This is a genomic window from Serratia sp. LSHTC3, from assembly GCF_057197125.1.
The window spans coordinates 121,766-147,310 of record NZ_JBXUNP010000007.1; the positions used below are offsets into that span (position 1 = coordinate 121,766).

Sequence of the window (25,545 nt, forward strand, 5' to 3'; positions counted from 1 at the left end):
GCCCTCGAGCGCCCAAGGTGCCCGAATCGCTCGCGACGGTTTTTTTTGAACTGGATCTAAAAATCAATATTCCATTATTCACTAATTATGAAATAAATGTTCTTGTTTGTTCCAGCATTTATCGACGACATCGCCTTGATGACAGGCACGGTTCACACCCTTCCGCTCGCCCTCTTCCCGACAACCCAACCGTGCGGACGGAAGCCAGGATAAAAATCGGAGCAACACATGTCATATCAGCGTAAGCATAATACCGGCTACATATTGCGAATTTGCGGCATCGCCGCCCTGGGCGGCATTCTATTCGGCTACGATACCGCCGTGATCTCCGGCGCGATCGAAGCGTTGAAAGCCTATTTCGATCTCAGCCCGGCCGAAACCGGCTGGGCAGTCTCCAACGTGGTGATCGGCTGCGTGGTCGGCGCCTTCGCCGCCGGGCCGCTGGCGGCGCGCTGGGGCCGTAAAAAGGCGCTGATGCTGGCAGCGCTGCTGTTCACCGTGTCCGCCGTCGGCGCCGCATTGGCTCCGACCTTCACCTGGTTCGTCATCTACCGCATCATCGGCGGGCTGGCGGTCGGCATTGCCGCCACCGTGTCGCCGATGTACATGTCGGAGGTGTCGCCGAAAGACATGCGCGGGCGGGCGCTCAGCATGCAGCAATTCGCCATCGTCTTCGGCCAGATCGTGATTTTCTACGTCAACTTCAAAATCGCCAGCCTCGCCAGCGAAGCTTGGCTGGTGGAAATGGGCTGGCGCTGGATGTTCGCCTCGGGCGTGATCCCCTGCATTCTGTTCTGCATCCTGGTGTTCGTCATTCCTGAATCGCCGCGCTGGAACGTGATGATGGGCCGCGACGATCAGGCGCTGGCGATGTTGACCAAAGTCTCCAACGCCGCCCATGCGCAGAATCTGCTGAAAGAAATCAAAGACTCGCTGCAGCAGGATCAACAGCAGCAGCACCGGAAGCTGAACTACGGCGATGTACGGGTGCGGTTCATCCTGTTCGTCGGCTGTATGATCGCCATGCTGCAGCAGGTCACCGGCGTCAACGTGATGATGTATTACGCGCCGGTGGTGCTGAAAACCGTCACCGAAAACGCGCAGGAAGCGCTGTTCCAAACCATCTGGATCGGCGTGCTGCAGTTGGTCGGTTCGGTCATCGGCGCCATGCTGATGGATCGCATGGGCCGCATTCCGCTGATGCGTTACGGCACGCTGGGCGCCATCGCCGGCCTGCTGCTCACCTCGTACGCGCTCTACACGCAGGCCACCGGCTATTTCGCGCTGTTCGGCATGCTGTTCTTCATGGTGTTTTATGCGCTGTCCTGGGGCGTCGGCGCCTGGGTGCTGGTGTCGGAAATCTTCCCGAACCGCATGCGCGCGCAGGGGATGAGCATCGCCGTCGGCTGCATGTGGGTCGCCAACTTTGCGGTGTCGCAGTCGTTCCCGATGATCAACGACCACCCTTACCTGTTCTCGCATTTCCACGGCGCCTTCCCGATGTGGATCTTTGCCGCCTGCTGCCTGTTCAGCTACTGGTTTATCGGCCGCTATATTCCTGAAACCAAAGGCGTCTCGCTGGAAAAAATGGAACAGGTGGTGCTGGCCAAACGCCTCCGCCAATCCCTGCCCGACGGCAAGCCGCTGCCGCTGGAAAACGGCAAATCCTGATCTCTCAACCCTGACCGCTGGAGTCATGCCCCATGAACATTGCGCTGGACCGCTTCTGCATTAACCGCAAGATCGCGCCGAATCTCGATCTGGACAATTTTTTCCGCCTGGTGAAACGCTGCGGGCTCAGCAAAGTTGAGCTGCGCAACGACATGCCCAGCGGCAAGGTGACCGACGATCTGAGCGACGCGCAGCTCAACGCGCTCGCCGCGCAATACGGCATTGAAATCGTCACGATCAACGCCCTCGGCATGTTCAATCGGGTGGATGACCCGGCGGCGCTGCAGCAGCGCGCCGAAGCGTTGCTGGCGCAGGCGCAGGCCATCCACAGCCGGGCGCTGGTGCTGTGCCCGCACTGCAGCGCCGACGACACGCGCAGCGAGCAGCAAAAACGGGACGATACCCTCGCCGCGTTGCGTCTGCTGGCGCCGCTGTTTGTCCGCTATGGCGTACAGGGATACGTCGAGCCGCTGGGCTTCGGCATCAGCTCGCTGCGATCGTCGCTGTTGACCCAGGCGATCATCCGCGACTCGGGCGCGCCGTATCGCATCGTGCTCGATACGTTCCACCACTATTTGAGCGGTGTGGCGCAAGCCGACTTCGACGCGCAGATCCAGGTGGCGCAGATCGGCCTGGTGCATCTGTCCGGCGTGGAGGATGGGCGGGATAAAGGCGCGCTGAGCGATGAAGAGCGCATCATGCTGAGCACGGGCGATCGGCTGGAAAGCCGCCGCCAGGTACAGAACCTGGAACGCCTGGGCTACACCGGCGTCTATGCCTTCGAGCCCTTCTCTTCGCAGTTGGACGGCTGGAGCGAGGCGGATATCGAACGGGAAATCCGCCAGAGCATCGCCCTGCTGCAAGGGTAAAAAAAACGGCCTCCGCGGAGGCCGTTTTTCATGGCGTTACTTCAGGTTGCCGACCACCAACTGGTGGCGCGCATTGTAAAACTTACGGTAAGCCAGATAGCAGGCGATGATGGTCGACAGGCTGGCGGTGGAAAGCAGCATAAAGGTCACCATAATCTGGTATTTGATCGCTTTCACCGGGTCGATGCCGGCAAAGATCAGCCCGGACATCATGCCCGGCAGGCTGACCAGCCCAACGGTTTTCGCCGAGTCCACGGTCGGGATCAGCGAAGCGCGGATGCTGTCGCGGATCAGCGCCGCCGAGGCGAACTTGGGCGTCGCCCCCAGGCTGAGCATCTCCTGAATCTTCTGCTGCTCGCCTTTGAAACGCTGGCCGAGGTTGGTGTAGCACAGCCCCACCGCCACCATGGCGTTGCCGGCGATCATCCCGGAGATGGGGATCACCTGCATCGGCGTAAATTCGATGGAGCCGGTCAATACCAGCACCGCCAACGTCAGCACCGCGCCGGTGGTGATGGCGATAAACGACGTCACGAACGCGTGTTCGACGTACTTGCTGCGTTTCTTGGCGTTGTAAGCCGCGTTAAAGCAGATGAACAGCACCATCAACACGGTGAGAACGGCGTTATCCAGGTCGAAAATATACTTCAGCACGTAGCCGACGATGATCAACTGCACCACCGCGCGGCAGATGCTCCAGATAATGTCCTTTTCCAGCGCCAGCTTTTCCCGGTGGCTGATCAGGATGGCGACCACCACCAGCACCATCGACAAGCCCAAGGATTCGTTGGTGATGTTATGCTGATTCATGCTGTTGCTCCTGTTGCTCGGCGCCGTGCGCGCGCAGGGTGATCACTTCGTCCGCATGCGCTATCTCTTCGGTATCGTGCGTCACCCACAGCACCGCCAGCCGGTGTTCCGCCACCAGCTGATGCACTATCTCATTGACGTTGCGTTTGTTTTCCTCGTCCAGCGCGCTGGTGATCTCATCGAGCAACAGCACCCGGGGCATAAACTGCAGGTTGCGGATCAGGGACACCCGCTGCTTCTCCCCGCCGGACAGTTCATTGATGCTTTTGGTCAGCATCGCCTCCGGCAGCCCGAAACGCGCCAGATCGGCCTTCATTTTTCGCTCGGCCGGCGGTTCCTGGCGAATCTGGTAGGGCAGCGCCAGATTGTCGTAAACCGTACTGCCGAACAGTGACGGCGTCTGGAAGCAGTAAGAGACCTGCTTGCGATACGCCTCCGGCGACATCTCATCGATCGCCTGGCCGTCGAAATAGAGCTTTCCGCTGGTCGGATCCATTAAGGAAGAGATGATTTTCAGCAGGGTGCTTTTCCCGCAGCCGGAAGGTCCGGTGATCAGTTTGAACTCGCCTTCACCCAGCGTGAAAGAGACGGAATCCAGGATCACCTGGCTGTCTATTTGATAATGAATATCATCCAATCTCAGTATGTCTTTCTTTTCCTTCATTACGATGCCGGCTCCCTATACCTGTTCCCGTCTGAGCGATAAGTATATGGCCGCCAAAAACATCTTAGCAATGGCTGTGCGGATGGCAGCGAACGAAGGGGAAGGATTGACGGAGCGAAACGCCCCGCCAAATGATAAATTTAATTAATGATTAGCTGTAGGAATAGTCAAAAGCGACCGCCAGGGTCGAATCACTCTTTTTTTATCGCTGCCTGTTCGTCGCAGCTGTACCAGCGGAGAGAATTGTTGATGCTGCGGTGGGTGCAGTGAACCTTACCCTCCTTTTCCAGCGCCAGCAGCAGGGTGCGGGTGGTATAAATATTTTCGCCGCATTTATCCGCCAGCTCGCGCGTCTTCGGCCACTGCTCCGGCGGGGGATGATGGCCCCCAGATCCTTCCACACGCTCCCTGCACAATCCTTGCAACACATTCAGCATCAGCGATTTTCTGCTTTCAAACGTTTTCGGCGCCTTGGCCATAGCATTCCTCCTGAGTGGTTACTGCTGAGCACCCCGCTCACGGCTGCACGTCAGCGATGCGCAGGGTGTAAATCATGGTGGCATTCGGGGGGATCGCCGGCGGGTTACCCTGTTTGCCGTACGCCAGCGCCGGCGGCACCACCAGCGTGATCGCACCGTGTTGCTGCAGCTTCTCGATAGCCGCGCGAAACAGCGGCGGGTAGCGCGTCAACGGCTGCGAGATCACCGTCCCCGCCAGCTCCATGTCTTTGACTACCCGGCCGTCGGTCAGGCTTTCGCGCACCACGATATCCACCCGATCGTCGGCGCCGATCGCCCCGCTGCCGACATAGTCCACCCGGTAATAGAAACCGAGAGCATCCTGCTTGACCCCCTCCTGACGAACGAAATTGGCCAGGTAGGCGTTGTCATCCCGAGGCGGCGCCTGCGTCTGTTGCGCCTGCTGCAACCGCTGCTGCGCCGTGTGCAGCGCGCCGTCGATGGCGGCTTCATCGAGCCGCAACCGCCCGGCCAGGGTATCGGCGATGCCCGCCAGCAACAGCTGGGTATCCGCTTCCAGCCCCGCGCGCCGGTTCTCCTGCTGCAGATGCAGAATGTCGCGTCCGAGCGATACGCCGGCGGCATACGCCTGCTTGTCCGCCTCGCTGGCCAGCGCAGGCGGCTCGGCCGCCTGCTGCCGTTCGGCCAGCAAGGTCTCCACCCGCCGCTGCTGCTGCGCCAGCTGCGCCGCCAAACTTGCGCTGCGCTGTTCGGCCCGCGTTAACGAAGCGGCCAGCACGCTCACTTCAGGCACCGGCGCAACGGCCTGCCGCAATCCCTTCAGGGCATCGGCCAGCGGCCGAATATCGACGACGGCCGGTTCCCGTTTCGGCGCCGCCGCGGCCTGAGCCGCCGCCAACTGCCGCTCCAGCTGACGGATTTTCTCCGCCTGCTGTTGCAAAGAGTGCTGCAACGACGTTAAACGAGCGCTGTCTGCGGCTGGTTTGGCGGCTGGTGCTGACGCCGATTTACGCGCGGTGTCTTCCCTGGGCGCGGCCGGTGGCGCCTGCCGCTGTTCGGCAAACTTCAACAGCGCGGGAATGCCGTCATCGGCGGCGCAAGCGGCCCCGCTCGCCGCCAACAGCAAAAGCCCCATCGCCCATCCTTGCGCGCATCGCTTCATGGCTACAGATTCTCAACCCGGCTGGACAGATCGGACATCAGCTCATGCTCGACGTCAGCGCAGAATTTCTCGGTTTTATATTGATAAAGAGCATCAATCGCTTTACGGGTACTCTCATCCACGTTGCCGCGCACCCCGGCATATCCCGAAGCGTTGGAAAGCAGGCCATTAAAATAGGCGATGCGTTTTTGGTAACTTTGCGGATTAATATTCTTTAATGAATTAACCCGCTGCTGACAAAGCGCGATGCGTTGCTCATCGGATTTATCATTAGGATTATTCTGTGAGATTTTTTTCACGGAATTCAGTTTTGTCTTGCTCCCGCCCGCACAGCCAGAAAGCGCCATAAGAGACAGCAGAAATAGGGTCAACCCCACCCAACGGCGCCCGCCGCAAGCATTAATCATCGTTATCATTCCGTTTATAATCCTTTAATTGTCACTTAGGTCATCATTATGTGGCGAACGGCAGCAGCACATGCCTTAATTTGATTAATCAAAATGGGTTAGGTAGCAAAAAATCCCTATCACGCAATGCGATAGAATAATTCACTACCGGTGCAATTGTTATTTAATTGTTAACCAATTAGGTCTAAACGCTGGCTAAACGCGAATAAGAAACCCCATTCCCTCATGAACAAACAACCATGAAATAACAATAAAAACAATAAATTATGTTTTATATTTTGTTTCTAAAGGGAAATGCATCATCTGCTGCCTCAGAGCGATATTAGCAAAACAATATTGTGAATTGTAGGTGCCACCCTATTTCCCCCGATCTAATATCTCGCATATCGTTATTTATATAGTGATTTATACTGGATAATATTTGTATACGATCTATTGATTTTAAAGCAAATATATTTCTTTTTCCTTTTGGTTTTATATTCTGAATTTGACTTAATTTAATAAAATCTATTTCCAAGCAATACTATTATTTGCAAGAATATTCCCAGCAACACGCCACACGTAAAAAACGTATTTTATTTACCAGAAAATCCATTATCGATTTTCCAAATCTCGTTATTTCTCATAAATAACGGATGTCGGCGTATTGCCCAGAGCAAAAGGATCTGGCTCCAACCGCACGGGCGGCGACATGGCGTTGCCACCGCCGCGGGGGATTTAGATGTGCTGTTCTTTTTATTTAAAAACTCTCTACAGGAACCTGAGAAATGAAACTGAATAAATTAATGCTGGCAACCGTGATTGCTTTCGCTTCCGCATCTGTTGCTCATGCCGCATCTAATCAGGGCAGCGGTAAAGTCACCTTTACCGGCGAAATTATCGATGCGCCATGCAGCGTCGCGCCGGAATCCGTTGACCAAACCGTGCCGATGGGCCAGATCAGCAGCCGCATCCTGGCCAACCAGGGTAAATCCAGCATGCAGCCTTTCAACATCGAACTGAAAGATTGCTCCATCTCCACCATGAAAAACGTCAAAGTGACCTTTACCGGCACGCCTGATCCGGTTAACAACAAACTGCTGGCCCTGAGCGGCACGGCAACCGGCGCCGGCATCGTGATCTACGACAACCTGCACTCCAAAGAGGTGGAACTGGGCACCGCGACCGACGGTCAGGGCCTGAACGACGGCGACAACTCGCTGAAATTCGCCGCTTATCTGCAGGGCAGCAGCGCCTCAAGCGCCGTGGTGCCGGGCGACTTCACCAGCGTGGCGAACTTCACCCTGGCTTACCTGTAATACCCCACAGGGGATGTCTCAGGGCATCCCCCGCTTTATTGCATGCCGAGGATACCGGCAAGGGAACAGGGAAAGACAGGGAGACGCCAGCATGACTATCCGCCTTTGCGGCCTGTTGCTCATCGCGCTCAGCGTCGGCAGCGCGGCGGCGGCAGCGAAAAATCAGGGCCACGGCAAAGTCAGCCTGGGCGGCACCATCGTTGAAACGCCTTGCGGCATCGCCAGCGACAGCCTGGATCAAACCGTCGATTTTGGTCTGATTTCCATGACCGACGCCTCGCAGGATGGGCAGTCGGTGCTGATCGGCAGCCGCCGCCATTTCACGATCAAACTGGTGAACTGCGAGCTGGCCAGCCAGGTGAAGCCTGACTTCATCTATCGCGCGGCCAACGTCACGTTCGACGGCACCGCCGACAGCGGGGATCCTTCCCTGCTCGGCGTTTACGGCGAGGCGCAGGGCGTGGCTATCGAGCTGTTGAACGATGCCGGCACGCCGATCCCGCTCGGCAGCACGACAGCGGATTACCAGATCGTCGCCGGCGACAACACGCTGCGCTTTGGCGCGCAGTTGCGCCTGCATCCCGACAAGGCGCGGGCGGGCGGCTTCAGCTCTCTGGCCAAATTCACCCTGTCTTATCTCTAGCGCCGGCGGGCGCTGCACAGCATTACGTATTCAGGTCGTACGGATGACCTGCTATTGGGCGCGGACTTGCCATGAGTGATTATGCTATGACGTCATTACTGACACGGAAACACCTACCTCTCCTCGTCATTCTGTCTTTCCTCTGGGTGCGTCCGGCATTTTCCGCCACGGAATTCAATACCGACGTTCTGGATATCGGCGAGCGCAGCAAAGTGGATCTTTCGCGCTTCTCCGACGCCGACTACGTCATGCCCGGCGCTTATTTGCTGGACATCAAGATCAACCAGAAAACGCTGCCCCAGCGCAGCATTCAGTATTTCCCGTCGCCGGATAACAAGAGCGGCAGCCAGGTGTGCCTGCCGCCTGACCTGGTGGAAAAAATGGCGTTAAAAGAAGAAGCGGCCAAAAAAATCACCCTGTGGCACGACAACCAGTGCGCCGACATTCGCGGCATCAAAGGCGCGACCATCTCCGATCGCATCGGCGGCGGCGTGCTGGCGATCACCATCCCGCAGGCGTGGATGAAATACTCCGATCCCGACTGGACGCCGCCCGAGCAGTGGGACGACGGCATTCCCGGCCTGCTGCTGGACTACAACCTGAGCGGCCAGTTAGGCAAACAGAGCCACAACAACAACACCGCCCAGAACCTGAGCAGCTACGGCACGCTGGGCGCCAACCTGGGCCCCTGGCGCCTGCGCGCGGACTACCAGGCCAATTACAATCAGCAGGCCGGCGATCGCAGCACCGGCTTCGACTGGAATCAGATCTACGCCTACCGCGCGCTGCCGATGCAGGCCGCCAAGCTGACGCTGGGCGAGATCTATCTCGACTCCGGGGTGTTCGACGCCTATCGCTTCACCGGCCTCAACCTGGCCAGCGACGAGCGCATGCTGCCGCCGAACCTGCAGGGCTACGCGCCGGAAGTGCGCGGCATCGCCAAGAGCAACGCCAAGATCACCGTCTCGCAGGAAGGCCGCACGCTGTACGAAACCACCGTGCCCGCCGGGCCGTTCGCCATCCAGGATCTCAACAGCTCGGTGCGCGGCAAGCTGGACGTCAAGGTGGAAGAGCAGGACGGCACCGTTTCGACCTTCCAGGTGGATACCGCCACCATTCCGTACCTGACCCGCCCGGGCTACGTGCGCTACAACGTGGCGCTCGGCAAAACCTCGGCCTACGACCACCGCACCCAGGGGCCGCTGTTTTCCGCCAGCGACTTCTCCTGGGGGCTGAGCAACGCCTGGTCGCTGTATGGTGGCGCGCTGCTCGGCGGCGACTATAACGCCTGGGCGCTCGGCCTCGGCCGCGATCTGAACGTGTTCGGCGCCATGTCGCTGGACGTCACCCAGTCGATCGCTCGCCTGCCCGGCGAGCCGACCGCCAGCGGCATGTCGTTCAAGCTCAACTACGCCAAACGCTTCGACGAGCTGAACAGCCAGATCACTTTCGCCGGCTACCGCTTCTCGCAACGCAAATTCATGAACATGTCGCAGTATCTGCAGGAGCGCTACGGCGATTACGACAAGAATTACAACGGCCGTCAGAAAGAGCTGTATACCATCACCGCCAGTAAAACCTTTATGGCGGAAGACAGCGCCAGGGCGATCACCACCTATCTGACTTACTCGCACCAGACCTATTGGGACGCGCGAACCCAGGATCGTTACGGGCTGTCGACCAGCAAGTTGTTCAGCATCGGCGATATCAGCAACATCACCGCCTCGCTGTCGGCTTACCGCACCTATTACCAGGGCCGCACCGACGACAGCGTGATGCTCAACTTCACCGTACCGATCGGCGATCGTCGGCGCGTCGGCTATGCGCTGCAAACCAACAACGGCGACGTCACGCAGACCGCGTCGTACAACGACTACAGCGATCCGGACAATACCTGGCAGGTCAGCGGCGGCTTTAACCAGTCCGGCAAATCGCTGGCGCGCGGGTACTACACCCACAACGCCTCGTTCGGCTCGCTGAACGCCAGCGCCTCTTACCAGCAGGACAGCTACTCGTCGATCGGCGGCTCGTTCCGCGGCGGTCTCACCGCGACCCGGCACGGTATCGCGGCGCATCAGAACTCGAGCAACGGCGGCAGCCGCATGATGCTCGACACCGACGGCATCGCCGGCGTGCCGATCAATAACGGCCGCGCCTACAGCAACCGTTTCGGGCTGGCGGTGATTTCCGACATCACCAGCTACTACAACACCGACACCCGTATCGACGTCAACAAGCTGGCGGACGACGTCGAGGCCACTCGCGCCGTGGTGCAAGGCACGCTGACCGAAGGCGCCATCGGCTACCGCCACTTCGAGGTGGTGAAAGGCAGCAAGCTGCTGGCCACCATTCGCCTCGCGGACGGCAGCGAACCGCCGTTCGGCGCCGCGGTGCTGAGCGAGAAAGGCCGCGAGGTCGCGGTGGTCAACGACGGCGGCTCGGTCTATCTGACTGGCGTACAGCCGGAGGAAAAACTGGATGTCGCCTGGGAAGGCCAACGCCGCTGCCGCATCGTGATCCCGGGCGCCGCCAAGCCGCTGGACCAGCTGCTGCTGCCGTGCGCCACCCTGTAATCCGTAACGCTGAGAAATAATGACATGAACAAACACCCGATAACGCTACTGACCGCCGCCGGCCTGGCCCTGAGCGCCGTACTGCCCACCGCCGACGCGGCGATATCGCTGGATCGCACGCGCGCCGTTTATGTGAGCGACGCCAAATCGATCAGCCTGAATATCGTCAACGAAAACAAAGAGCTGCCTTTCCTGGCGCAGTCCTGGCTGGAGAACGAGCAGCATCAGAAAATCACCTCGCCGCTGGTGGTGCTGCCGCCGTTGCAGCGCGTGGAGCCGAGCGAGCGCAGCGTGGTGCGCATCACCAAGACGCCGGAAGCGGATCGCCTGCCGCAGGATCGCGAGTCGGTGTTCTACTTCAACCTGCGCGAGATCCCGCCAAAAAGCACCAAAACCAACGTGATGCAGCTGGCGCTGCAGACGCAGATCAAGCTGTTCTACCGGCCGAAGGCGATTGTCGCGCCCAAGGGTGAAGTGTGGCAGGAAAAGCTGGTGTTCCGTAAAAGCGGCAGCGCCATCACCGTCGACAACCCGACGCCGTTTTACATCACCCTGACCGGCATGACGCGGCAGACGCAAAAACAGGGCGGCGGCGCGATCGGCGGTTTTCAGCCGCTGATGCTGAAGCCGAAATCCAGCGAAAGCCTCAAGCTGCACGACACCGGCATGAACAGCTTCGTCATCACCTACATCAACGACTACGGCGGCCATCCGGAGCTGCGCTTCGTCTGCAATGGCGGCGTTTGCACCGCCGTGCCCGAGAAAAAATAAGGAGGTCCAGCATGGCTGAATTCACCGATCGACTGCGCCCTCTGCTGCTCGGCGCACTGCTGTGCGGCGGCGGCGCGCTGGCGGCAACGCCGCTGGGCGTGATCGAAGGCACCACCGGCACCGTCAGCTTTCACGGCGGTCTGCTCAGCTCTCCCTGCAGCCTGACGCCGGACAGCCGGGATCAGTCCGTCGATCTGGGCGACGTCAGCGCACGCGACTTCCGCAACGCCGGCGATCGCAGCGCGCCGGTGCGTTTTCGTCTCTCGTTCCGCAATTGCCTGCTGGGCGCGCGCGCGCTGGCGGATAACCCGGCCGGCCCGCGCAACGGCGATGCCGGCCGCCTCTACCTGCAGGGTGAGCAGGCCGCCACGCTGGTGTTTCTCGGCGAAAGCGACGTCGACAACCCGTCGCTGCTGAAGCTGAACGGCGGCGTACAGGGCATCGGCCTGCGGCTGCAAGACCAGCAGGGCCAGGCGCTGGAGCTGAATCAACGCAGCCACCCCTACATTCTGCAGCCCGGCAGCAACACCCTGTGGTTCAGCGCCAGCGTGGAATCCACCCAGCGGGCGGTGATGGCGGCCGGGTTCGCCGCCGTGGCGCACATTCAGGTGATTTACCTGTGAGGCTCGAGAACGCAATGAAAACTCAACTGACCAAACTCTGCCTGCCGCTGGCGATCGCGCTGGCGGCCCCCGCCGCCTGGGCCAACGGCTATGTCACGCCGGACGGCGGGCCGAAACAGTTCTATATCGATCTGAATGAAAGCAACATCACCAACCAGGTGGGGTTCACCAAACTGTTTCCCTATGATCTGGGCGGCACCTATACCGGCAAGGTGTATTGCGATACCCCTATCCCCACCAGCCCGCACTTTTACAAGTCGGATTCGGCGTTGCCCCCCTCCGACTACGGCAACGGCTATTTAAAGCTGAATGACTTTTTGGATTTAAAAGCCGAGGTGTGGATTGCCGGCAACAAGAACGCGTACGTCACCGTGCCTTTTTACAACGAATCGAATTTGCTGAGCCAACACCGCTGCCAGCCGCCGTACTTGCAGGTCAACAACTACGGCAGCGGCTCCAAAGGCAAGATCACCTTCCGGGTGCGCAAAAAAATCATTAACGGCGTTGAGATTAACGATCGGCAGATCATCGAGATGTACGGCCGCCTCGGCTCGACCGACGGCGGTTTCGGCCCCAACCCGATGGCGCAGGTGTTTATCCAGTCCGCAATCCTCTACGTGCCCGATAAATGCGTGGTGAACGAAGGCCAGTTGATCAACGTGGAGTTCGGCGAGATCGGCGGCAGCGATCTCAACGGCTCGAACTACCCGCAAAGCATTCCGGTGCGCTTCCAGTGCGAGGGCGGCAGCTTCGAGGACGGCACGCTGAATATCAAGCTGGCGGTGTCGGGCACGGCGGCCTCCTTCAGCAACGAGGTATTCAAAACCGACAAGAACGATCTCGGCATCCGGCTGACGCATAACGGCCAGCTGGTTATCCCGAATGAGTTTTACCCGGTGCCGAACATCGGCAACGGCGGCTCCTGGAACCTGGTGGCGGCGCCGTTCGCCAACGGCGGCGCAGAGATCGGCGAAGGGGAATTCAACGCATCGGCCACCATCGTGGCGGCATTCCAGTAACCGAGGGAGGAACGGAAAATGCGTCTACGCGCTTTAGCGCTGCTGAGCTGCGCGCCCTGGTGGTTTGCCGCCATGCCGGCGGCGGCGAACACCGAGCTTATCGGCGCGCCGGTGCAGTTCCACGGCACCGTGGTGAGCCGGCCGTGCAATATCGAACCGCAGTCCGCCGATCAGCTGGTGGAGATGGGCACGGTGATCGTCAAAACCTTGTATCGCTACGGCCACACCACGCCGGTGCCGTTCAGCATCAAGCTGACCGACTGCAAGACCACGGTGTTCAAATCCGTCAGCGTGACCTTCAGCGGCGCCGAAGACGGAGAGCTGCCGGGCAAGCTGGCGATCAACAACGGCGCGAACGGCGCCGCCATCGCCCTGTTTGATCATCAGGGTGCGGACATCTCTCTGAATAAGGCCACCAGCGCCGTCGCGCTGCAAAACGGCCCCAACAACCTGAACTTCACCGCCTACGTACAAGGGCGGCCGAGCGCGATTCAAAACCAAAGCATTACCGAAGGCGAATTCACGTCCGTCGCCAATTTTGTGCTGGCGTACCAATAAGCCCCGCACCGCCCCAGGGAAATCAGGAAAACGCCCGGCGCGCAATCGCCGGCAATGGGCCGTCACCGTTCGCTCCGGCGCGGCCTTTTAAGGAGGCACCCATGCCAGATATTCGCTTCACGCTGTTCGACAGCGATAACTTCTACCAGCAGGGGCTGCGTCTGCTGCTGCAGGATTATCTGCACTCCCTGAACGAATGCCAGCGCCGGTACCCGCAGTTCTCGCCGCTGGCACTGCAGGCGTTGGATAACATCGAAATCGTGCTCCGCACGCCGGAAGAGCGCTGGGGCTGCGCCTGCTGTTACCAGAGCCCCTACGGCATCCCGCGCCAGCGGCAGCTGACTCTGCTGATCCTCGACGACACGACCCAGCAACAGGTGAAAAACCTGCCGCCGCTGTTCAGCATCCATCGGCGCGATTCGGCCTACGCCATCCGCCTCAAGTTGCAGATGGCGCTGGAGAAATTTATCCAGCATCCGTGGATGGCGCTGCACGCCGCCGGCATGTGGAAATGCCAGGCCTGCCGCATCGCCGCGCTCAGCCACTGCGAAAAAAAAGTGTTGGGGTTGATGAGCAGCGGCATGTCCGCCTGCAGCATCGCCGGCCTGCTGCAGCGCAGCCAGAAAACCATCAGCGCCCATAAACGCTCGGCGATGCGCAAGCTGAACGTGCGAAAAAACAGCGAGCTGAATAAGGTGCTGTTGAATCAGCGCGGGCTGAGTTGACTGACAACGGACTCGCGAGTGCCGAAAGAGTGGTTTACTCTGAATACTCATTTTCGCACTGCAAAGCGAGCCGGAATCCATGCCCAGAACAGCCAAAGTCGTTGACGTTCCCGCCCTCGGCGAGCTCGATCGCCAGGCGGGTCAGCTTAGCCACCAGCTGGCGCAGGCTCTGCGCCGGGCCATTCACCGGGGCGATCTGAAAGCGGGCGATCTGCTGCCCTCGACGCGCCGGCTGTCGGCGGCGCTGGATCTGGCGCGCGGCACGGTGTTGGAAGCCTTTGCTCAGCTGACGGCGGAAGGCTTTCTCGAACCGCAGCCCGGCTCCGGCACCCGGGTCGCCCACTATCAGGCGCCGCGCCGCACGCCGCACGCCACGGCACAGGCGAGTTCGGCGGTAGCGGTTCCGCTTTCTTCACAGGCGCAGCATCTGGCGCGCTTTGCCACGCAGGCGCGGGCGCTGCCGCCGGTGCCGTTCACTGTGTCAGTGCCAATCGGCGATACCGCGCCCGACGATATCTGGCGGCGGCTCGGCAACCGCATCCGCGCCCGCGGCCCCGGCGCGCCGTCGGGCTACGGCGATCCGCTGGGCGCACTGCCGCTGCGCGAAGCCATCTGCGACTATGTGCGCCGTTCCCGCTCGGTAAACTGTACGCCGCAGCAAATCCTCATTACCTCCGGCACCCAACAGGGGCTGTATCTGGCCGCGCAGATCCTGTTGGACGCCGGCGACAGCGCCTGGGTCGAAGATCCTGCCTACGCCGGCATTACCGCCATTTTCGATAGCCTGTTCCGCGATCGGCGCATGATTAGGGTGCCCGTCGCCGACGACGGCATCGACGTCGCCGCCGGCGTGCGCCTGGCCGCCAATGCCCGCGCCGCCTTTGTCACGCCGTCGCATCAGTATCCGCTGGGCATGCCGATGAGCATGGCGAAAAGAAGCGCCCTGCTGGCCTGGGCCAGAGAGCGGCAAGCCTGGATCGTGGAAGACGATTACGACAGCGAGATGCGCTACGCCGGCCACCCGTTCCCTTCGCTGCAGGGGCTGGCGCCCGAGCGGACGCTCTATCTCGGCACCTTCAGCAAGGTGCTGTTCCCTTCGCTGCGGCTGGGTTACGCCATCGTGCCGCCGCCGCTGGTCGACGCCTTTTGCGGCGCCAGGATCCTGATGGATCGCCATCCACCCAGCGCGGATCAATACGTGCTGGCCGCCTTTATCGCCGAAGGGTATCTCGACCGGCATATCCGCAAAATGCGCGGCGTCTACGCCGAGAAGCGTCGGGTGCTGATCGAGGCGATCAACGCGTACATCCCGGCCGAGCTGGCGGTGGTGCAGCCCTGCGATCAGGGCATGCACATGGTGCTGTGGTTGAGAAAAGATCTCGACGACCTGCGGGTCGCCCTGCAGGCCAACGAAGCCGGGTTGGCGCTGCGGGCGGTGTCGCCGATGTATGCGCCCGACCACGGTGAGCCGGGCCTGGTGCTGGGGTTGGGCGGTTACGCCGACCGCCAGGTGCAACAGGCGGTGGAACGGCTCGGACGGGTGATCCTGGCCTGCGCCGGCAGCGGCGCCTAGCGGGAAAAACGTTTGGCGCCGAACACGCAAACCACCACGCCGGCCATCACGGCGATCATCATCGGCTGGACGGTCTCATGCAGCAGCCAGCCCGCCAGCGCCAGGCCGAAGAACGGCTGCAGCAGCTGCAACTGCCCGACGGCGGCGATGCCGCCCTGCGCCAGGCCGCGATACCAGAAAATAAACCCAATCCACATGCTGAACACCGAGACGTAAACCAGCGACAGCCAGGCAGCGCCGCTGACCACGGGCCAGGCGGCCGGTGCCGCCAGCCAGGTGGCCGCCAGCGTCAACGGCAAGGCGACCACCAGCGCCCAGGAGATCGCCTGCCAGCCGCCGATCCGGCGCGACAGCACCGCCCCTTCGGCATAACCCAGGCCGCACAGCAACACCGCCCCGACCATCAGCGCATCCCCTTGCCAGGCGCCGCCGCTCCCCTGGCTCAACGCGAAAGCGCCCACCAACACGGCGCCGACGCCTGAAAAAGCCCAAAAAGCGGGCTTGGGCCGCTCTCCGCCGCGCAAAACGCCAAAACCGGCGGTCGCCAGCGGCAGCAGGCCGATATACACCAGCGAATGCGCCGACGTGGTGTGCTGCAGCGCCAGCGCCGTCAGCAGCGGAAAACCGATGACTACGCCAAGCGCCACAAACAGCAGCGGCGGCAAATCGGCCCGCGTCGGCCGCGCCTGCCGGGTGATCAACAGCGCACACAGGGCCAGCAAAGCGGCGATCGCCGCCCTGACCGCCGTCAGAAACAGCGGATCGAGCTCCAGCACCGCCACCCGGGTGGCGGGCAACGAGCCGCTGAAGATCATCATGCCAAGAAAACCGTTCATCCAGCCCTGGGCCGAATGCCCGGCGGCGGGATGTGCAGGGGTAACAACGAGAGTTTTTGCAGACTGACTGTCCGTCATGTGAACGCTCCGCACGCCTGAGGCATACCGAAATCGGCAACCCGCGAGGCGATGTCATAGTGAAAGAGAACATCGTTGCCCGGCGTCGTTTGCCGGGGCTGCGTTCTATTTTTCAGATAAAGCGGTTCACAGACAGGTCCAGATAGTGAAATTTTCACTGTGCCGGTTAGCAAAGCGCGCCGCTAACGCCAAAGAAGGGCGTTTTTCGGGCTGTCCTTGGCCGTTTGGCGGCCCTGCCTGCGGGGTATCATGGACTTTTATGCGTTTTTGTAGAACAGGACAAGGTGCGGCGCCGTGGTGAAACCCTTCTTACGCAGTGGCAGTTTGGATGACGTGCTGGCTTTAGGCGAGAACGGGCAACCGGTCTACGCCTGCGCGCAGCAGTTGCGGGAAACCCTGCGCCTTCGCCGGCAGCAGCAGGCCGCCGACTGTCTGGCGATCCCCCAGCCGAACGAAAGCGGCACCCGCATCGACTGGTATGCGCCCTTCCCCGGCAAAGTCACCTCCTGGCTGGCGGCGAGCGATGCCCAGCGCGCGCAGGCGGTACGGCACCTGGAACACTGCCTGGCGACCTTCCGCAGCCTGACGGAACAGGCCCTGGCGACCGATCACCCCAGCCATCGCCTGTTCGGCGCGCTGCTGGCCAAAGCGATGCACATACCCGACCCCAACCACGTTTACCTGGTGGACGATCGGCCGGTGCTGACCTTCTGGGGCTTTATCAAGCCGCAGGCGCAGAGCCCGGACGATCCGTTGGCCTGCCTGCGTCCGATCGAATCGGAAGTGGAAAAACCGGCGCCGATCGCTGCCGCTCCGCGCAAACCGGCCGTTGTCGAACCGGTAAAGCCGGCCCCGGCCGCCGAGCCTGAACCGGTGCCCGCTCCGACGGCGCCCGTCGAATCCCCCACCGTTGTTCGCCCACATCGGCGCCACGCGCTGTGGCTGTTGCCGGTACTGCTGCTAGGCAGCGCGGCGCTGGCCGCCTGGCTGCACCGCTCACCGTCGCCGCAACCGGCGATGCCGGCTGAGGTGCGCCATCCGGCGCCGCCGGAAAAAACCGCCGCGCCGTTGCCTAAGCTGCGCTTGCCGCTGGCGCACGCCACGCTGATGCCGCCGCCCCCAGCCCCGGTCATCCCGCAGCCGGCGGACAAAAATGCGCTGGTGCTGCCGCCCGAGGCGGTGAAGGCCGGCTCCACCCGTTTCCTTAACGGCAAATGGCGCGCCACGGTGGCGCTGAAAGATCCGATTACCGGCAAGCGCCCCGGTCTGCAATACCGCCTGAACGCAGGCAAAGGCAGCGCTGTCATCGCCTACGGCGACGGCGTCAGCTGCCGGGTGGCGGTCGAGGCCGGGCTGATGCAGTCCGGCAATCTGGTGATCAACAGCCGCACCAAGGCGCGCTGCAGCGACGGCAGCCGCTACCAGATCCCGGAAATCGTCTGCCGCCAGGGCGAGACCGGGGCCGCGGAATGCACCGGCCGCTACGATGCGGACACCACCTATCCCATGACGTTCAAGCGCGAGAGTAAATGATGCTGGCACCCCTTACGGACTACAAACACGGCATTACGCTGATTCAGGACAGCGGCATTCAGTTTATGGACTTTGCCCTGACGCCGCGGCTGGACGCCGAGTTTCCCGGCAAATTCGTGCGCAAGACCGCCAGCGGCCCGCTGCTGCGCCTGCAATGGGAGGCCGAGAGCGGCAAATATCAGCTGCCGGCCGAGGGTGGGCAAGCCGCCGAAGTGGTGCGGCCGGAGTTCAGCTACCCGCTGCAGCAGTCGCTGCGCCTGCTGGATAAGCTCTGGCTGCCGCTGCCCTTCTTGCGCCACACCCCGGCGGGCCTGTTTTTGTCGGGCCCGGACAACTGGGCGCGCCTGCAGGTGGTGCAGCTGGATGAACCGGATCAGGACGGCAACCTGCTGCGCGTGGTGCTGGCCTTCGACACTCGCACCGCCGCGCCCGGCCAGGAGGCGCTGGCGCCGGGCGAAAGCGATCTCGGCGCCGATCTGAGCTTCGCGCTGGCGCACCGCAACCACGAGCTGGGCGAATTTCTCGATCTGACCTGGGTGGACGGCTGGCTGCGCGAGGCGTTCAGCCAGCGCGCCGCCGAGCGGGAGCAGCGCGCCGAAGTGGAGATCAACGCCGGGCTGAAAACCTTCGAGTATCAGGCGCACTACCTCAACCTGCTGCACATGCTCGGCCACCAGCTGGCGGTGCCGCAGATAAAAATGGCGGCGGCGACGCTGCAGCAACCGGCGATCGACGTCGATCTGGTGCTGGACGTCGGTAACTCGCACACCTGTGGCGTGCTGGTCGAAGACCACCCGGAAGAGAGCAACGGCCTGAAGCAAACCTACGAGCTGCAGCTGCGTTCGCTGTCCGAACCGCACCGCGTCTACAACGAACTGTTCGAGAGCCGGGTGGAGTTTTCTCAGGCCAGCTTCGGCAAGCCGCATCTGTCGTTCCAGAGCGGGCGCGACGACGCCTTCCAGTGGCCGTCCATCACCCGCGTCGGCCGTGAAGCCGCGCAATTGGCGCAGCGACGCGAAGGGCATGAAGGCACCACCGGCATCTCCAGCCCGCGCCGCTATCTGTGGGACGAAGAGCGCTATGCGCCCGGCTGGCGCTTCAACGAGCGGCACGAGCCGATGGCCGCCGCCGCGCCGTTGACCACCCTGATCAACGACGAAGGCGTGCCGCTGTCCACCCTGCCGACGGCCGAACGGCTGCCGGTGTTCGCCGCCCATTACAGCCGCAGCGCGGTGATGAGCCTGATGCTGAGCGAGCTGTTGGCGCAGGCGCTGATGCAGATCAACAGCATCGCCCAGCGCAGCCGCATGCCGAACGCCGCCGCCCCGCGCCGTTTACGCGCCATCATCCTGACGCTGCCTTCGGCGATGCCGAAGCCGGAGCGCGAGATCTTCCGCCGCCGCATGCAGGAAGCGATCGGGCTGGTGTGGAAAGCCCTCGGCTGGCACCCGCAGGATGCGCCGTTCGACGGCGCGCACACTCGCTTCCCGGCGCCGCAGGTGCAGATGGAGTGGGACGAAGCCACCTGCGGCCAGATGGTCTATCTGTACAACGAAACCCAGGTGAACTTCGCCGGCCGCACCGACGCCTTTTTCGCCGCCATGGCCCGGCTCGACCGGCCGTTGGCGCCAGGTGAGCAGGCGGGAAAAACGCTGCGTATCGCCTCCATCGACATCGGCGGGGGCACCACGGATCTGGCGATCACGCACTATTCGCTCGACGACGGCGTGGGCAACAACATCAAAATCAACCCGCGCCTGCTGTTCCGCGAGGGCTTTAAAGTCGCCGGCGACGATATCCTGCTGGACATCATCCAGCAGTTTGTCCTGCCCGCCGTGCAGCAGGCATTCGAAACCGCCGGCGTGAGCGCCGCCCCGGCGCTGATGGACAGGCTGTTCGGCAACGAAGGGCGCATGGACGGGCTTTCCACCCTGCGTCAGCAGGCCGCGCTGCAGATCTTCATGCCCGCCGGACGCGCGCTGCTCGGCGCCTATGAAGAATACGACCCGCTGGACAACCGGGCGGAAATCGCCGCCAGCCTGGGCGATCTGCTGCCGCAGCCGCCGACGCCGCAGGTGCTGGCGTTTATCAACGGCGAAGTGCAGCGCGAAGCCGACAGCAACGCCTTCGATATCCTGCACACCCCGCTGGTGATCCGCCTGGCCGATCTGCACGCCGCTTTCTTGTCCGATCGCATCGGCATCGGCCGCTGTCTGCGCCTGCTGGCCGAAGTGGTGGCGCTGTATACCTGCGACGTACTGCTGCTGACCGGCCGCCCGGCGCGCTTCCCCGGCGTGCAGGCGCTGCTGCGCCATCTGCAGCCGCTGCCCGCCAGCCGCATTCTGCCGCTCGAGGGGTATCACACCCGCAGCTGGTACCCGTTCAACAAACGCGGCCGCATCGACAACCCGAAATCCACCGCAGCGGTGGGCGCCATGCTGTGCCTGCTGGCGATCGATCTGCGGCTGGAGAGCTTTTACTTCAACGTCGGCGATTTCCAGCCCTACTCCACCATTCGCTATCTGGGCATGCTGGACGGTAACAACATGCTGGCGGACGATAACGTCTATTACCGCGACATCGATCTGGATCGCGCCGATTTCGCGCTCGATCCCGCCGGCAGCTTCCAGCTGCGCGGCCCGCTGCGTCTGGGGTTCCGCCAATTGGACAACGAACGCTGGCCGGCCTCGCCACTCTATACGCTGACCATCAATGATGCCCAGCTGGCGCGCAAACTGGCCGGCGATGCGGTGATCAGCCTGCGGCTGGCCATCACCGCCAGCGCCGAGCAGGGCGCCGAGAGCGTCAAGATCGCGCAGGCGCTGCTGGCCGACGGCAGCCCCGTCCCGGCGCACCACCTGCAACTGAAACTCAATACCCTGGCTGCCAGCGCCTCCGGTGCGACCCACTACTGGATAGACAGCGGGAGCATTTACCCACGATGAACACACAAACCTTCGCCCCAGCGGCCCCGAATAACGCGCTCAGCGCCGGCATATTGCAGGCGATCGACTGGGTGGACGCCGCGCGCCGCCAATCCCCTCGCCTGGAGCGGGAGGCCGATCGCCTGATACAGCGTCTGCGCCGTTGCCATAACCGCGCCGCACGGTTGGAAAACACATGCCCTGCGCAGGTCGCCATCGGTTTGTATGGCCACAACGCCGCCGCCAAGGCCCATTTGCTGGCGGCGCTGGCGCCTGGCGCAAAGCGCTTCAACGCGGACCTTTCGCTCGCGGTGCGCTACTGCACGGCGGCCGAGGCGGGGCCCGCCGAGTATCCGATCGCCCTCGCCCTGCTCAATGAAGCGCAGTGGCTGGCCATCACGCTCGATGCCGCCGCGATGGGCGGCTTCCGGCTGGACTGGGACGCCCGCGCGATCGCCGGCCATCTGCAAACGTTGGCGCGCCACCGCCAAGCCATCGCCCCCGACGCCCTCAGCGACGGCGATGTGCTGGCGCTGTGGGATAGCCAACGCCGCCACGGCGACAAGGGACAACAGACGCTGGACAGGCATTTCTGGCCGCAGGCCGTGGCGCTGGCGCCGCAGCTGAGCATCGACGATCGCGCGCGCCTGTTTGCGCCGCTGTGGGGAGAGGAACCGACGCTGACGACGCATTATCGCCAGCTGGCACACACGCTGCATGCCCTCGGTGACAGCCGGCAGGTTCATGCCCCGCGCCGCGCCTTGACGCTGCTGACCGCGAGCGCCGCACCGGAAAACACGGCAATCGTCGTGATGGCCGAACACGGCGGTGAACGGGAGATCGCGCTGAGCGATCTGGTCTGGTTGACCGCCGAAGTCACCACCGTTCTGCCGCAAACCGCGCAGGCGGGCCTGCCCGCCGACGTGGCGCTGATCGACCTGCCCGGCAGCTGCGCCCGCCCGCAGGCGGAACCGACGCAGCGGCTGCAACAGGCGAAACGCGCCCATTTGCTGGCCCGCTGCGCGGACGGCCTGCACGCCAACCTGCTGCTGGTAGCCGATGCCGCCGCCACGCCGCAGGACGCCGCGCGCATCGGCCAGGCGCTCGCCGGTTGGGTCGACCACACCCAGGGGGAAACCCCGGCGCTGCGCCAGCGCCGCAAACCCGGTTTAATCTGGGCGATCACGCCGTTCGACCCACGCCAGGAAGGCAAACCGCGCCCTGACGACGCCGTTCAGCGCCAGGTCGGCGAACCCGGTGACAGCTGGGCCACACTGCTGGCGCTGGATGAGCAGGATTGCCGCCGCATGGTGAACTACCTGGCCGCACAGGCGCGCCCGGCCCACAAGCAAGCGCGCCTGCTCGAGCTGCGCGAAGAGTTGCAGCGCGAGCTGACGGAAAGCCTGCTCGGCAACTGGCTCACCGCCGCCGATCCATACGCGCCCCAGCAACGCGCCCAACAGCTGCTGCGCGCGCTGCAGGCGCAGGCCGGCCGCCACGGCGAACTGCTGGAACGATTGTTGCCCCAGCGCGATACGCTGCGCCAACTTTACCAGCAACAGCAGCACGCCGCGCCGACCCCGGCGACGCCTGCGCCGTTCGGGCTCGACATCGATCTGTTCGGCGCACCGGAAACCCCGGCGCCCGGCGAGCCCCCCACGTCACCCTTTGCCACGCGGATATTCGCGGATTGGATCAACCATCTGCGCAGCCTGCCGGACAGCCGCCGGTTGCTGGATCTGCTCGGCGTCGACAAACCGCATCTCGAACTGCTGGTTGATGCGTTGATCGGCGCCGCCTGCCGCCAGCGGCTCGATGATGAGCTGGAGCGCGCGCTGTGCGCCGGCGGCCTGCCGGAACAGGGGGAAGATCGGCAGATCAGCCAGGCGTTAGCGCTGTTGGGCGACTTCGTCGCCTGGCTCGGCTTCCAGCGGCGCGATGCGGCAACGCGCCCCGAGAGCCGCGTCAATCCCGGCCAACCGATCTTTACCCCGCCGCCGCAGCCGGCGGTGGACTGGAGCGGCCAGCAGCGGCTCACTCGGCTGGCGCCGACGCCAACCAAAAATACCGCATTTTATATCTATGACTGGCTGATCGGCCTGCAGACCCTGCTGGCGGAAAATGCCGCGCAGGCGCAGCCGGCGCTGGCAGACGAGCAACGCGCCGCACTGGCGGCGATCGTCGCCGCCCTGCGCGCTGCGCCGTAGCGGGCGCCATCCGGGCCGGACGCCGCCGCGCAGTCAGTGGCAGGCCGGCCCGGCCGACATCACTTCGCGGAAATGGGTGACCAGCGGGCGCAGGTTGGCCTTGTGCCACACGGCCCACAGCTGCGTGGTGTATTGCATCCAGGGCAGCTCGCGCAGCACCACGCCTTGCGGCGCGTTATGCCGCAGGCTGTGCTGGATCAACGTCATCCCCAACCCGGCGGCGACCAGCCCCAACGCAGTCAGCGGCTCGCCCGCCTCCAGCCGAATATCCGGATCGAACCCGGCCTTCACGCAGGCCGCCACGAAGTCGTCGCGCGAATGGGCATCCTCTTTGTGGATCACCGAGATCCAGGCCTGATCGGTGAGATCCGCCGGCTGCAGCGTTTCCCTGTCCGCCAGCGGATGCGTCTGCGGCAGGGCCAGCAACATGCGATCGTCCAACACCTGCGTATAGTCCAAATCCTGATCGTCGCGATCCGGCGCCGTATTGACCAGCGCCACGTCCAGGCTACGCTGCCGCAGCCCTTCCAGCTGCATGGAAGAAGGCTGGCTGTAAAGCACGATGTGCACATCCGGCCGGGACACCCGCAGCGACCGCAAGGCGTTCGACAAGACGCCGGAGTGCATCGCATTTTCGATATAGCCAATGCACAGCCCGCCGTCTTCCCCGCGCCCCAGACGGCGCCCAAGCGACTCGAGCCGGGTGGCGTGCGTCAACAGCGCGCGGGTTTCTGCCAGAAACGTCTGGCCGTCGGCGGTCAGGCGGATGCGCTGCTGATTGCGTTCGAACAGCATCAATCCGAGGCGCTCCTCAAGCTGGGAAATCTGCCGGCTCAGCGGTGACTGGGAAATGTGCAGCCGTTCGGCGGCGCGGCCGACGTGCTCTTCTTCCGCCACCGCCACAAAGTATTTCAACTGACGTAAATCGATCATGTGAGACCTCAAAGGACTTAACTTAGACAAATTATGTCCTATCAAGTCACAACTTGCCAAGTTATCTTTAGCCTCGTGACGGGGCAGACGCTGTATGAGCCCCACTAGTTTCCCTGAAAAGATAACGAATTGAGGATTCACCATGAGCATCAAAAATATTTTACCCGGCAAGATCGGTTTGGGCGGCGCGCCGCTCGGCAATATGTTCCGCGCCATTCCAGAAGAAGAAGCGCTGGCTACCGTAACCAGCGCCTGGGACTTGGGCATCCGCTACTTCGACACCGCACCGCTTTACGGTTCCGGCCTGTCGGAAATTCGCATGGGCGAAGCGCTCTCTCAGTATCCACGCGATGAGTTCGTGCTGAGCACCAAAGTGGGCCGCATCATGCTGGACGAAATGGAAGATCCCGCCGCCCGCGATCTGGGTGAGAAAGGCGGCCTGTTCGAACACGGTTTGAAAAACAAGATCCTGAACGACTACTCGGAAGACGGCACGCTTCGCTCCATTGAACACAGCCTGAAGCGTCTTAAAACCGACCGTCTGGATATCGTCTGGATCCACGACGTCGCTCAGGATTTCTACGGCGACAGCTGGCTGGAACAGTTCAATATCGCCCGTACCGGCGCCTTCCGCGCACTGTCCCGCCTGCGTGACGAAGGCGTGATCAAAGCCTGGGGCCTCGGGGTCAACCGCGTCGAGCCTTGCGAACTGACGCTGGCGCTTGATGAGCCGAAACCGGATGCCTTCCTGCTGGCCGGCCGCTACAGCCTGCTGGATCACGAACGCGCCCTGCAACGCCTGATGCCGGAAGCGCTGGAACAGAATGTCGATATCGTCGTCGGCGGCCCATACAGCTCCGGTGTGCTGGCCGGCGGCGAACATTTCGAATATCAGAAAGCGTCCCCGGCTATTCGCCAGCAAGTCGCGAAAATCAAAGAGATCGCCGCTCGCTTCCAGGTAGACGTCAAAGCCGCTGCGCTGCAATTCGCGCTGGCTAACCCGGCCGTCGCCGCCGTGATCCCCGGTTCGAGCCGTCCTGGCCGCATGGCCGAAGATCTGGCTGCGCTGGATGCAGTGATCCCGGCTGAGTTCTGGGCGGAGATGCGCCGTCAGAAACTGGTGGCCGACAACGCGCCGCTGCCGATTCGTTAAGTTTTATGGGGCCGCACCCCGGCCCCATTACCCACA

22 protein-coding genes are annotated in these 25,545 nt (G+C 62.5%); 15 read left to right on the top strand and 7 right to left on the bottom strand.

Annotation, left to right across the window (positions count from 1 at the left end; genetic code table 11):
- The first annotated feature begins 228 nt into the window (after window positions 1–228).
- Complete coding sequence (locus AC2CGI_RS21890; RefSeq protein ID WP_049240490.1) at window positions 229–1,671, top strand: sugar porter family MFS transporter; 1,443 nt, start codon at window positions 229–231, stop codon at window positions 1,669–1,671.
- Window positions 1,672–1,703: 32 nt separating this feature from the next.
- Window positions 1,704–2,540, top strand: coding sequence for a TIM barrel protein (locus AC2CGI_RS21895; RefSeq protein ID WP_076741279.1), 837 nt, complete (start codon window positions 1,704–1,706; stop codon window positions 2,538–2,540).
- Between the two features lie 36 nt (window positions 2,541–2,576).
- Here the strand turns inward: AC2CGI_RS21895 and fetB are convergent, their stop codons facing one another.
- The 5 genes from fetB to AC2CGI_RS21920 all read right to left on the bottom strand — a co-directional run bounded on the left by fetB (window position 2,577) and on the right by AC2CGI_RS21920 (window position 6,071).
- Window positions 2,577–3,350: an iron efflux ABC transporter permease subunit FetB gene (gene fetB / locus AC2CGI_RS21900; protein ID WP_033631883.1), complete on the bottom strand. Its 774-nt coding sequence runs from the start codon at window positions 3,348–3,350 to the stop codon at window positions 2,577–2,579.
- A complete protein-coding gene (fetA, locus tag AC2CGI_RS21905; RefSeq protein ID WP_049240487.1) occupies window positions 3,337–4,014 on the bottom strand; it encodes an iron efflux ABC transporter ATP-binding subunit FetA in 678 nt (225 codons plus the stop codon). Before fetA ends, fetB begins: the two co-directional genes overlap by 14 nt.
- Window positions 4,015–4,205: 191 nt before the next feature.
- Window positions 4,206–4,493, bottom strand: a complete 288-nt coding sequence (locus AC2CGI_RS21910; RefSeq protein WP_004930885.1) for a FaeA/PapI family transcriptional regulator — start codon at window positions 4,491–4,493, stop codon at window positions 4,206–4,208.
- A gap of 37 nt (window positions 4,494–4,530) precedes the next feature.
- Window positions 4,531–5,628 (bottom strand): FKBP-type peptidyl-prolyl cis-trans isomerase N-terminal domain-containing protein, encoded by a 1,098-nt coding sequence (locus AC2CGI_RS21915; protein ID WP_080497857.1) that lies wholly within the window; start codon window positions 5,626–5,628, stop codon window positions 4,531–4,533.
- Between the two features lie 29 nt (window positions 5,629–5,657).
- Complete coding sequence (locus tag AC2CGI_RS21920; RefSeq protein WP_015379341.1) at window positions 5,658–6,071, bottom strand: hypothetical protein; 414 nt, start codon at window positions 6,069–6,071, stop codon at window positions 5,658–5,660.
- Window positions 6,072–6,829: 758 nt separating this feature from the next.
- Between AC2CGI_RS21920 and AC2CGI_RS21925 the strand changes: the two genes are divergently transcribed.
- From AC2CGI_RS21925 to pdxR, 9 genes are all read left to right on the top strand, one after another.
- Window positions 6,830–7,360: a fimbrial protein gene (locus tag AC2CGI_RS21925; protein ID WP_015379342.1), complete on the top strand. Its 531-nt coding sequence runs from the start codon at window positions 6,830–6,832 to the stop codon at window positions 7,358–7,360.
- 91 nt (window positions 7,361–7,451) lie between these two features.
- Window positions 7,452–8,003, top strand: a complete 552-nt coding sequence (locus tag AC2CGI_RS21930) for a fimbrial protein (protein WP_015379343.1) — start codon at window positions 7,452–7,454, stop codon at window positions 8,001–8,003.
- Window positions 8,004–8,074: 71 nt separating this feature from the next.
- Complete coding sequence (locus tag AC2CGI_RS21935) at window positions 8,075–10,576, top strand: fimbria/pilus outer membrane usher protein (RefSeq protein ID WP_160125942.1); 2,502 nt, start codon at window positions 8,075–8,077, stop codon at window positions 10,574–10,576.
- Between the two features lie 24 nt (window positions 10,577–10,600).
- On the top strand, window positions 10,601–11,347 hold the full coding sequence (locus AC2CGI_RS21940) for a fimbrial biogenesis chaperone (RefSeq protein WP_015379345.1): 747 nt from the start codon (window positions 10,601–10,603) through the stop codon (window positions 11,345–11,347).
- A gap of 11 nt (window positions 11,348–11,358) precedes the next feature.
- Window positions 11,359–11,970 (top strand): fimbrial protein, encoded by a 612-nt coding sequence (locus AC2CGI_RS21945; RefSeq protein WP_015379346.1) that lies wholly within the window; start codon window positions 11,359–11,361, stop codon window positions 11,968–11,970.
- Window positions 11,971–11,984: 14 nt separating this feature from the next.
- Entirely contained in the window at window positions 11,985–12,989 is a 1,005-nt protein-coding gene (locus AC2CGI_RS21950) for a fimbrial protein (RefSeq protein WP_004930911.1), read from the top strand.
- A gap of 18 nt (window positions 12,990–13,007) precedes the next feature.
- A complete protein-coding gene (locus tag AC2CGI_RS21955) occupies window positions 13,008–13,547 on the top strand; it encodes a fimbrial protein (RefSeq protein ID WP_015379347.1) in 540 nt (179 codons plus the stop codon).
- A gap of 101 nt (window positions 13,548–13,648) precedes the next feature.
- Window positions 13,649–14,272: a helix-turn-helix transcriptional regulator gene (locus tag AC2CGI_RS21960; protein ID WP_015379348.1), complete on the top strand. Its 624-nt coding sequence runs from the start codon at window positions 13,649–13,651 to the stop codon at window positions 14,270–14,272.
- 79 nt (window positions 14,273–14,351) lie between these two features.
- Window positions 14,352–15,845 (top strand): MocR-like pyridoxine biosynthesis transcription factor PdxR, encoded by a 1,494-nt coding sequence (gene pdxR / locus AC2CGI_RS21965; protein ID WP_015379349.1) that lies wholly within the window; start codon window positions 14,352–14,354, stop codon window positions 15,843–15,845.
- Here pdxR and AC2CGI_RS21970 read toward each other — a convergent pair.
- Complete coding sequence (locus tag AC2CGI_RS21970; RefSeq protein WP_015379350.1) at window positions 15,842–16,759, bottom strand: DMT family transporter; 918 nt, start codon at window positions 16,757–16,759, stop codon at window positions 15,842–15,844. The two genes, pdxR and AC2CGI_RS21970, sit on opposite strands and share 4 nt — an antisense overlap.
- A 294-nt stretch (window positions 16,760–17,053) precedes the next feature.
- Here AC2CGI_RS21970 and AC2CGI_RS21975 point away from each other — a divergent pair, with 294 nt between their 5' ends.
- The 3 genes from AC2CGI_RS21975 to AC2CGI_RS21985 are packed head-to-tail and all read left to right on the top strand — an operon-like array spanning window position 17,054 to window position 23,423.
- The gene (locus tag AC2CGI_RS21975; protein WP_141173984.1) at window positions 17,054–18,292 is read left to right on the top strand and encodes an SrfA family protein; all 1,239 of its coding nucleotides are present in this window, start codon (window positions 17,054–17,056) and stop codon (window positions 18,290–18,292) included.
- Window positions 18,292–21,237, top strand: coding sequence for a virulence factor SrfB (locus tag AC2CGI_RS21980; protein ID WP_076741293.1), 2,946 nt, complete (start codon window positions 18,292–18,294; stop codon window positions 21,235–21,237). Before AC2CGI_RS21975 ends, AC2CGI_RS21980 begins: the two co-directional genes overlap by 1 nt.
- Entirely contained in the window at window positions 21,234–23,423 is a 2,190-nt protein-coding gene (locus tag AC2CGI_RS21985) for a virulence factor SrfC family protein (protein WP_076741281.1), read from the top strand. Before AC2CGI_RS21980 ends, AC2CGI_RS21985 begins: the two co-directional genes overlap by 4 nt.
- A gap of 33 nt (window positions 23,424–23,456) precedes the next feature.
- Here the strand turns inward: AC2CGI_RS21985 and AC2CGI_RS21990 are convergent, their stop codons facing one another.
- Window positions 23,457–24,356 carry a LysR substrate-binding domain-containing protein gene (locus AC2CGI_RS21990; RefSeq protein WP_015379354.1) on the bottom strand — a complete coding sequence of 300 codons (900 nt, stop codon included), beginning with the start codon at window positions 24,354–24,356 and terminating at the stop codon, window positions 23,457–23,459.
- Window positions 24,357–24,498: 142 nt separating this feature from the next.
- Between AC2CGI_RS21990 and AC2CGI_RS21995 the strand changes: the two genes are divergently transcribed.
- A complete protein-coding gene (locus tag AC2CGI_RS21995; protein WP_015379355.1) occupies window positions 24,499–25,509 on the top strand; it encodes an aldo/keto reductase in 1,011 nt (336 codons plus the stop codon).
- The last annotated feature ends 36 nt before the right edge of the window (window positions 25,510–25,545 follow it).

What these genes read in the sequence shown, in the direction of transcription:
- AC2CGI_RS21920 (WP_015379341.1), bottom strand. Translation starts at nt 6,071, where the DNA reads ATGATAACGATGATTAATGCTTGCGGCGGGCGCCGTTGGGTGGGGTTG.
- AC2CGI_RS21950 (WP_004930911.1), top strand. Translation starts at nt 11,985, where the DNA reads ATGAAAACTCAACTGACCAAACTCTGCCTGCCGCTGGCGATCGCGCTG.
- AC2CGI_RS21945 (WP_015379346.1), top strand. Translation starts at nt 11,359, where the DNA reads ATGGCTGAATTCACCGATCGACTGCGCCCTCTGCTGCTCGGCGCACTG.
- AC2CGI_RS21935 (WP_160125942.1), top strand. Translation starts at nt 8,075, where the DNA reads ATGAGTGATTATGCTATGACGTCATTACTGACACGGAAACACCTACCT.
- AC2CGI_RS21890 (WP_049240490.1), top strand. Translation starts at nt 229, where the DNA reads ATGTCATATCAGCGTAAGCATAATACCGGCTACATATTGCGAATTTGC.
- AC2CGI_RS21930 (WP_015379343.1), top strand. Translation starts at nt 7,452, where the DNA reads ATGACTATCCGCCTTTGCGGCCTGTTGCTCATCGCGCTCAGCGTCGGC.
- AC2CGI_RS21955 (WP_015379347.1), top strand. Translation starts at nt 13,008, where the DNA reads ATGCGTCTACGCGCTTTAGCGCTGCTGAGCTGCGCGCCCTGGTGGTTT.
- AC2CGI_RS21910 (WP_004930885.1), bottom strand. Translation starts at nt 4,493, where the DNA reads ATGGCCAAGGCGCCGAAAACGTTTGAAAGCAGAAAATCGCTGATGCTG.
- AC2CGI_RS21995 (WP_015379355.1), top strand. Translation starts at nt 24,499, where the DNA reads ATGAGCATCAAAAATATTTTACCCGGCAAGATCGGTTTGGGCGGCGCG.
- AC2CGI_RS21990 (WP_015379354.1), bottom strand. Translation starts at nt 24,356, where the DNA reads ATGATCGATTTACGTCAGTTGAAATACTTTGTGGCGGTGGCGGAAGAA.
- AC2CGI_RS21985 (WP_076741281.1), top strand. Translation starts at nt 21,234, where the DNA reads ATGAACACACAAACCTTCGCCCCAGCGGCCCCGAATAACGCGCTCAGC.
- AC2CGI_RS21925 (WP_015379342.1), top strand. Translation starts at nt 6,830, where the DNA reads ATGAAACTGAATAAATTAATGCTGGCAACCGTGATTGCTTTCGCTTCC.
- AC2CGI_RS21960 (WP_015379348.1), top strand. Translation starts at nt 13,649, where the DNA reads ATGCCAGATATTCGCTTCACGCTGTTCGACAGCGATAACTTCTACCAG.
- AC2CGI_RS21895 (WP_076741279.1), top strand. Translation starts at nt 1,704, where the DNA reads ATGAACATTGCGCTGGACCGCTTCTGCATTAACCGCAAGATCGCGCCG.
- pdxR (WP_015379349.1), top strand. Translation starts at nt 14,352, where the DNA reads ATGCCCAGAACAGCCAAAGTCGTTGACGTTCCCGCCCTCGGCGAGCTC.
- fetB (WP_033631883.1), bottom strand. Translation starts at nt 3,350, where the DNA reads ATGAATCAGCATAACATCACCAACGAATCCTTGGGCTTGTCGATGGTG.
- AC2CGI_RS21915 (WP_080497857.1), bottom strand. Translation starts at nt 5,628, where the DNA reads ATGGGGCTTTTGCTGTTGGCGGCGAGCGGGGCCGCTTGCGCCGCCGAT.
- fetA (WP_049240487.1), bottom strand. Translation starts at nt 4,014, where the DNA reads ATGAAGGAAAAGAAAGACATACTGAGATTGGATGATATTCATTATCAA.
- AC2CGI_RS21980 (WP_076741293.1), top strand. Translation starts at nt 18,292, where the DNA reads ATGCTGGCACCCCTTACGGACTACAAACACGGCATTACGCTGATTCAG.
- AC2CGI_RS21970 (WP_015379350.1), bottom strand. Translation starts at nt 16,759, where the DNA reads ATGACGGACAGTCAGTCTGCAAAAACTCTCGTTGTTACCCCTGCACAT.
- AC2CGI_RS21940 (WP_015379345.1), top strand. Translation starts at nt 10,601, where the DNA reads ATGAACAAACACCCGATAACGCTACTGACCGCCGCCGGCCTGGCCCTG.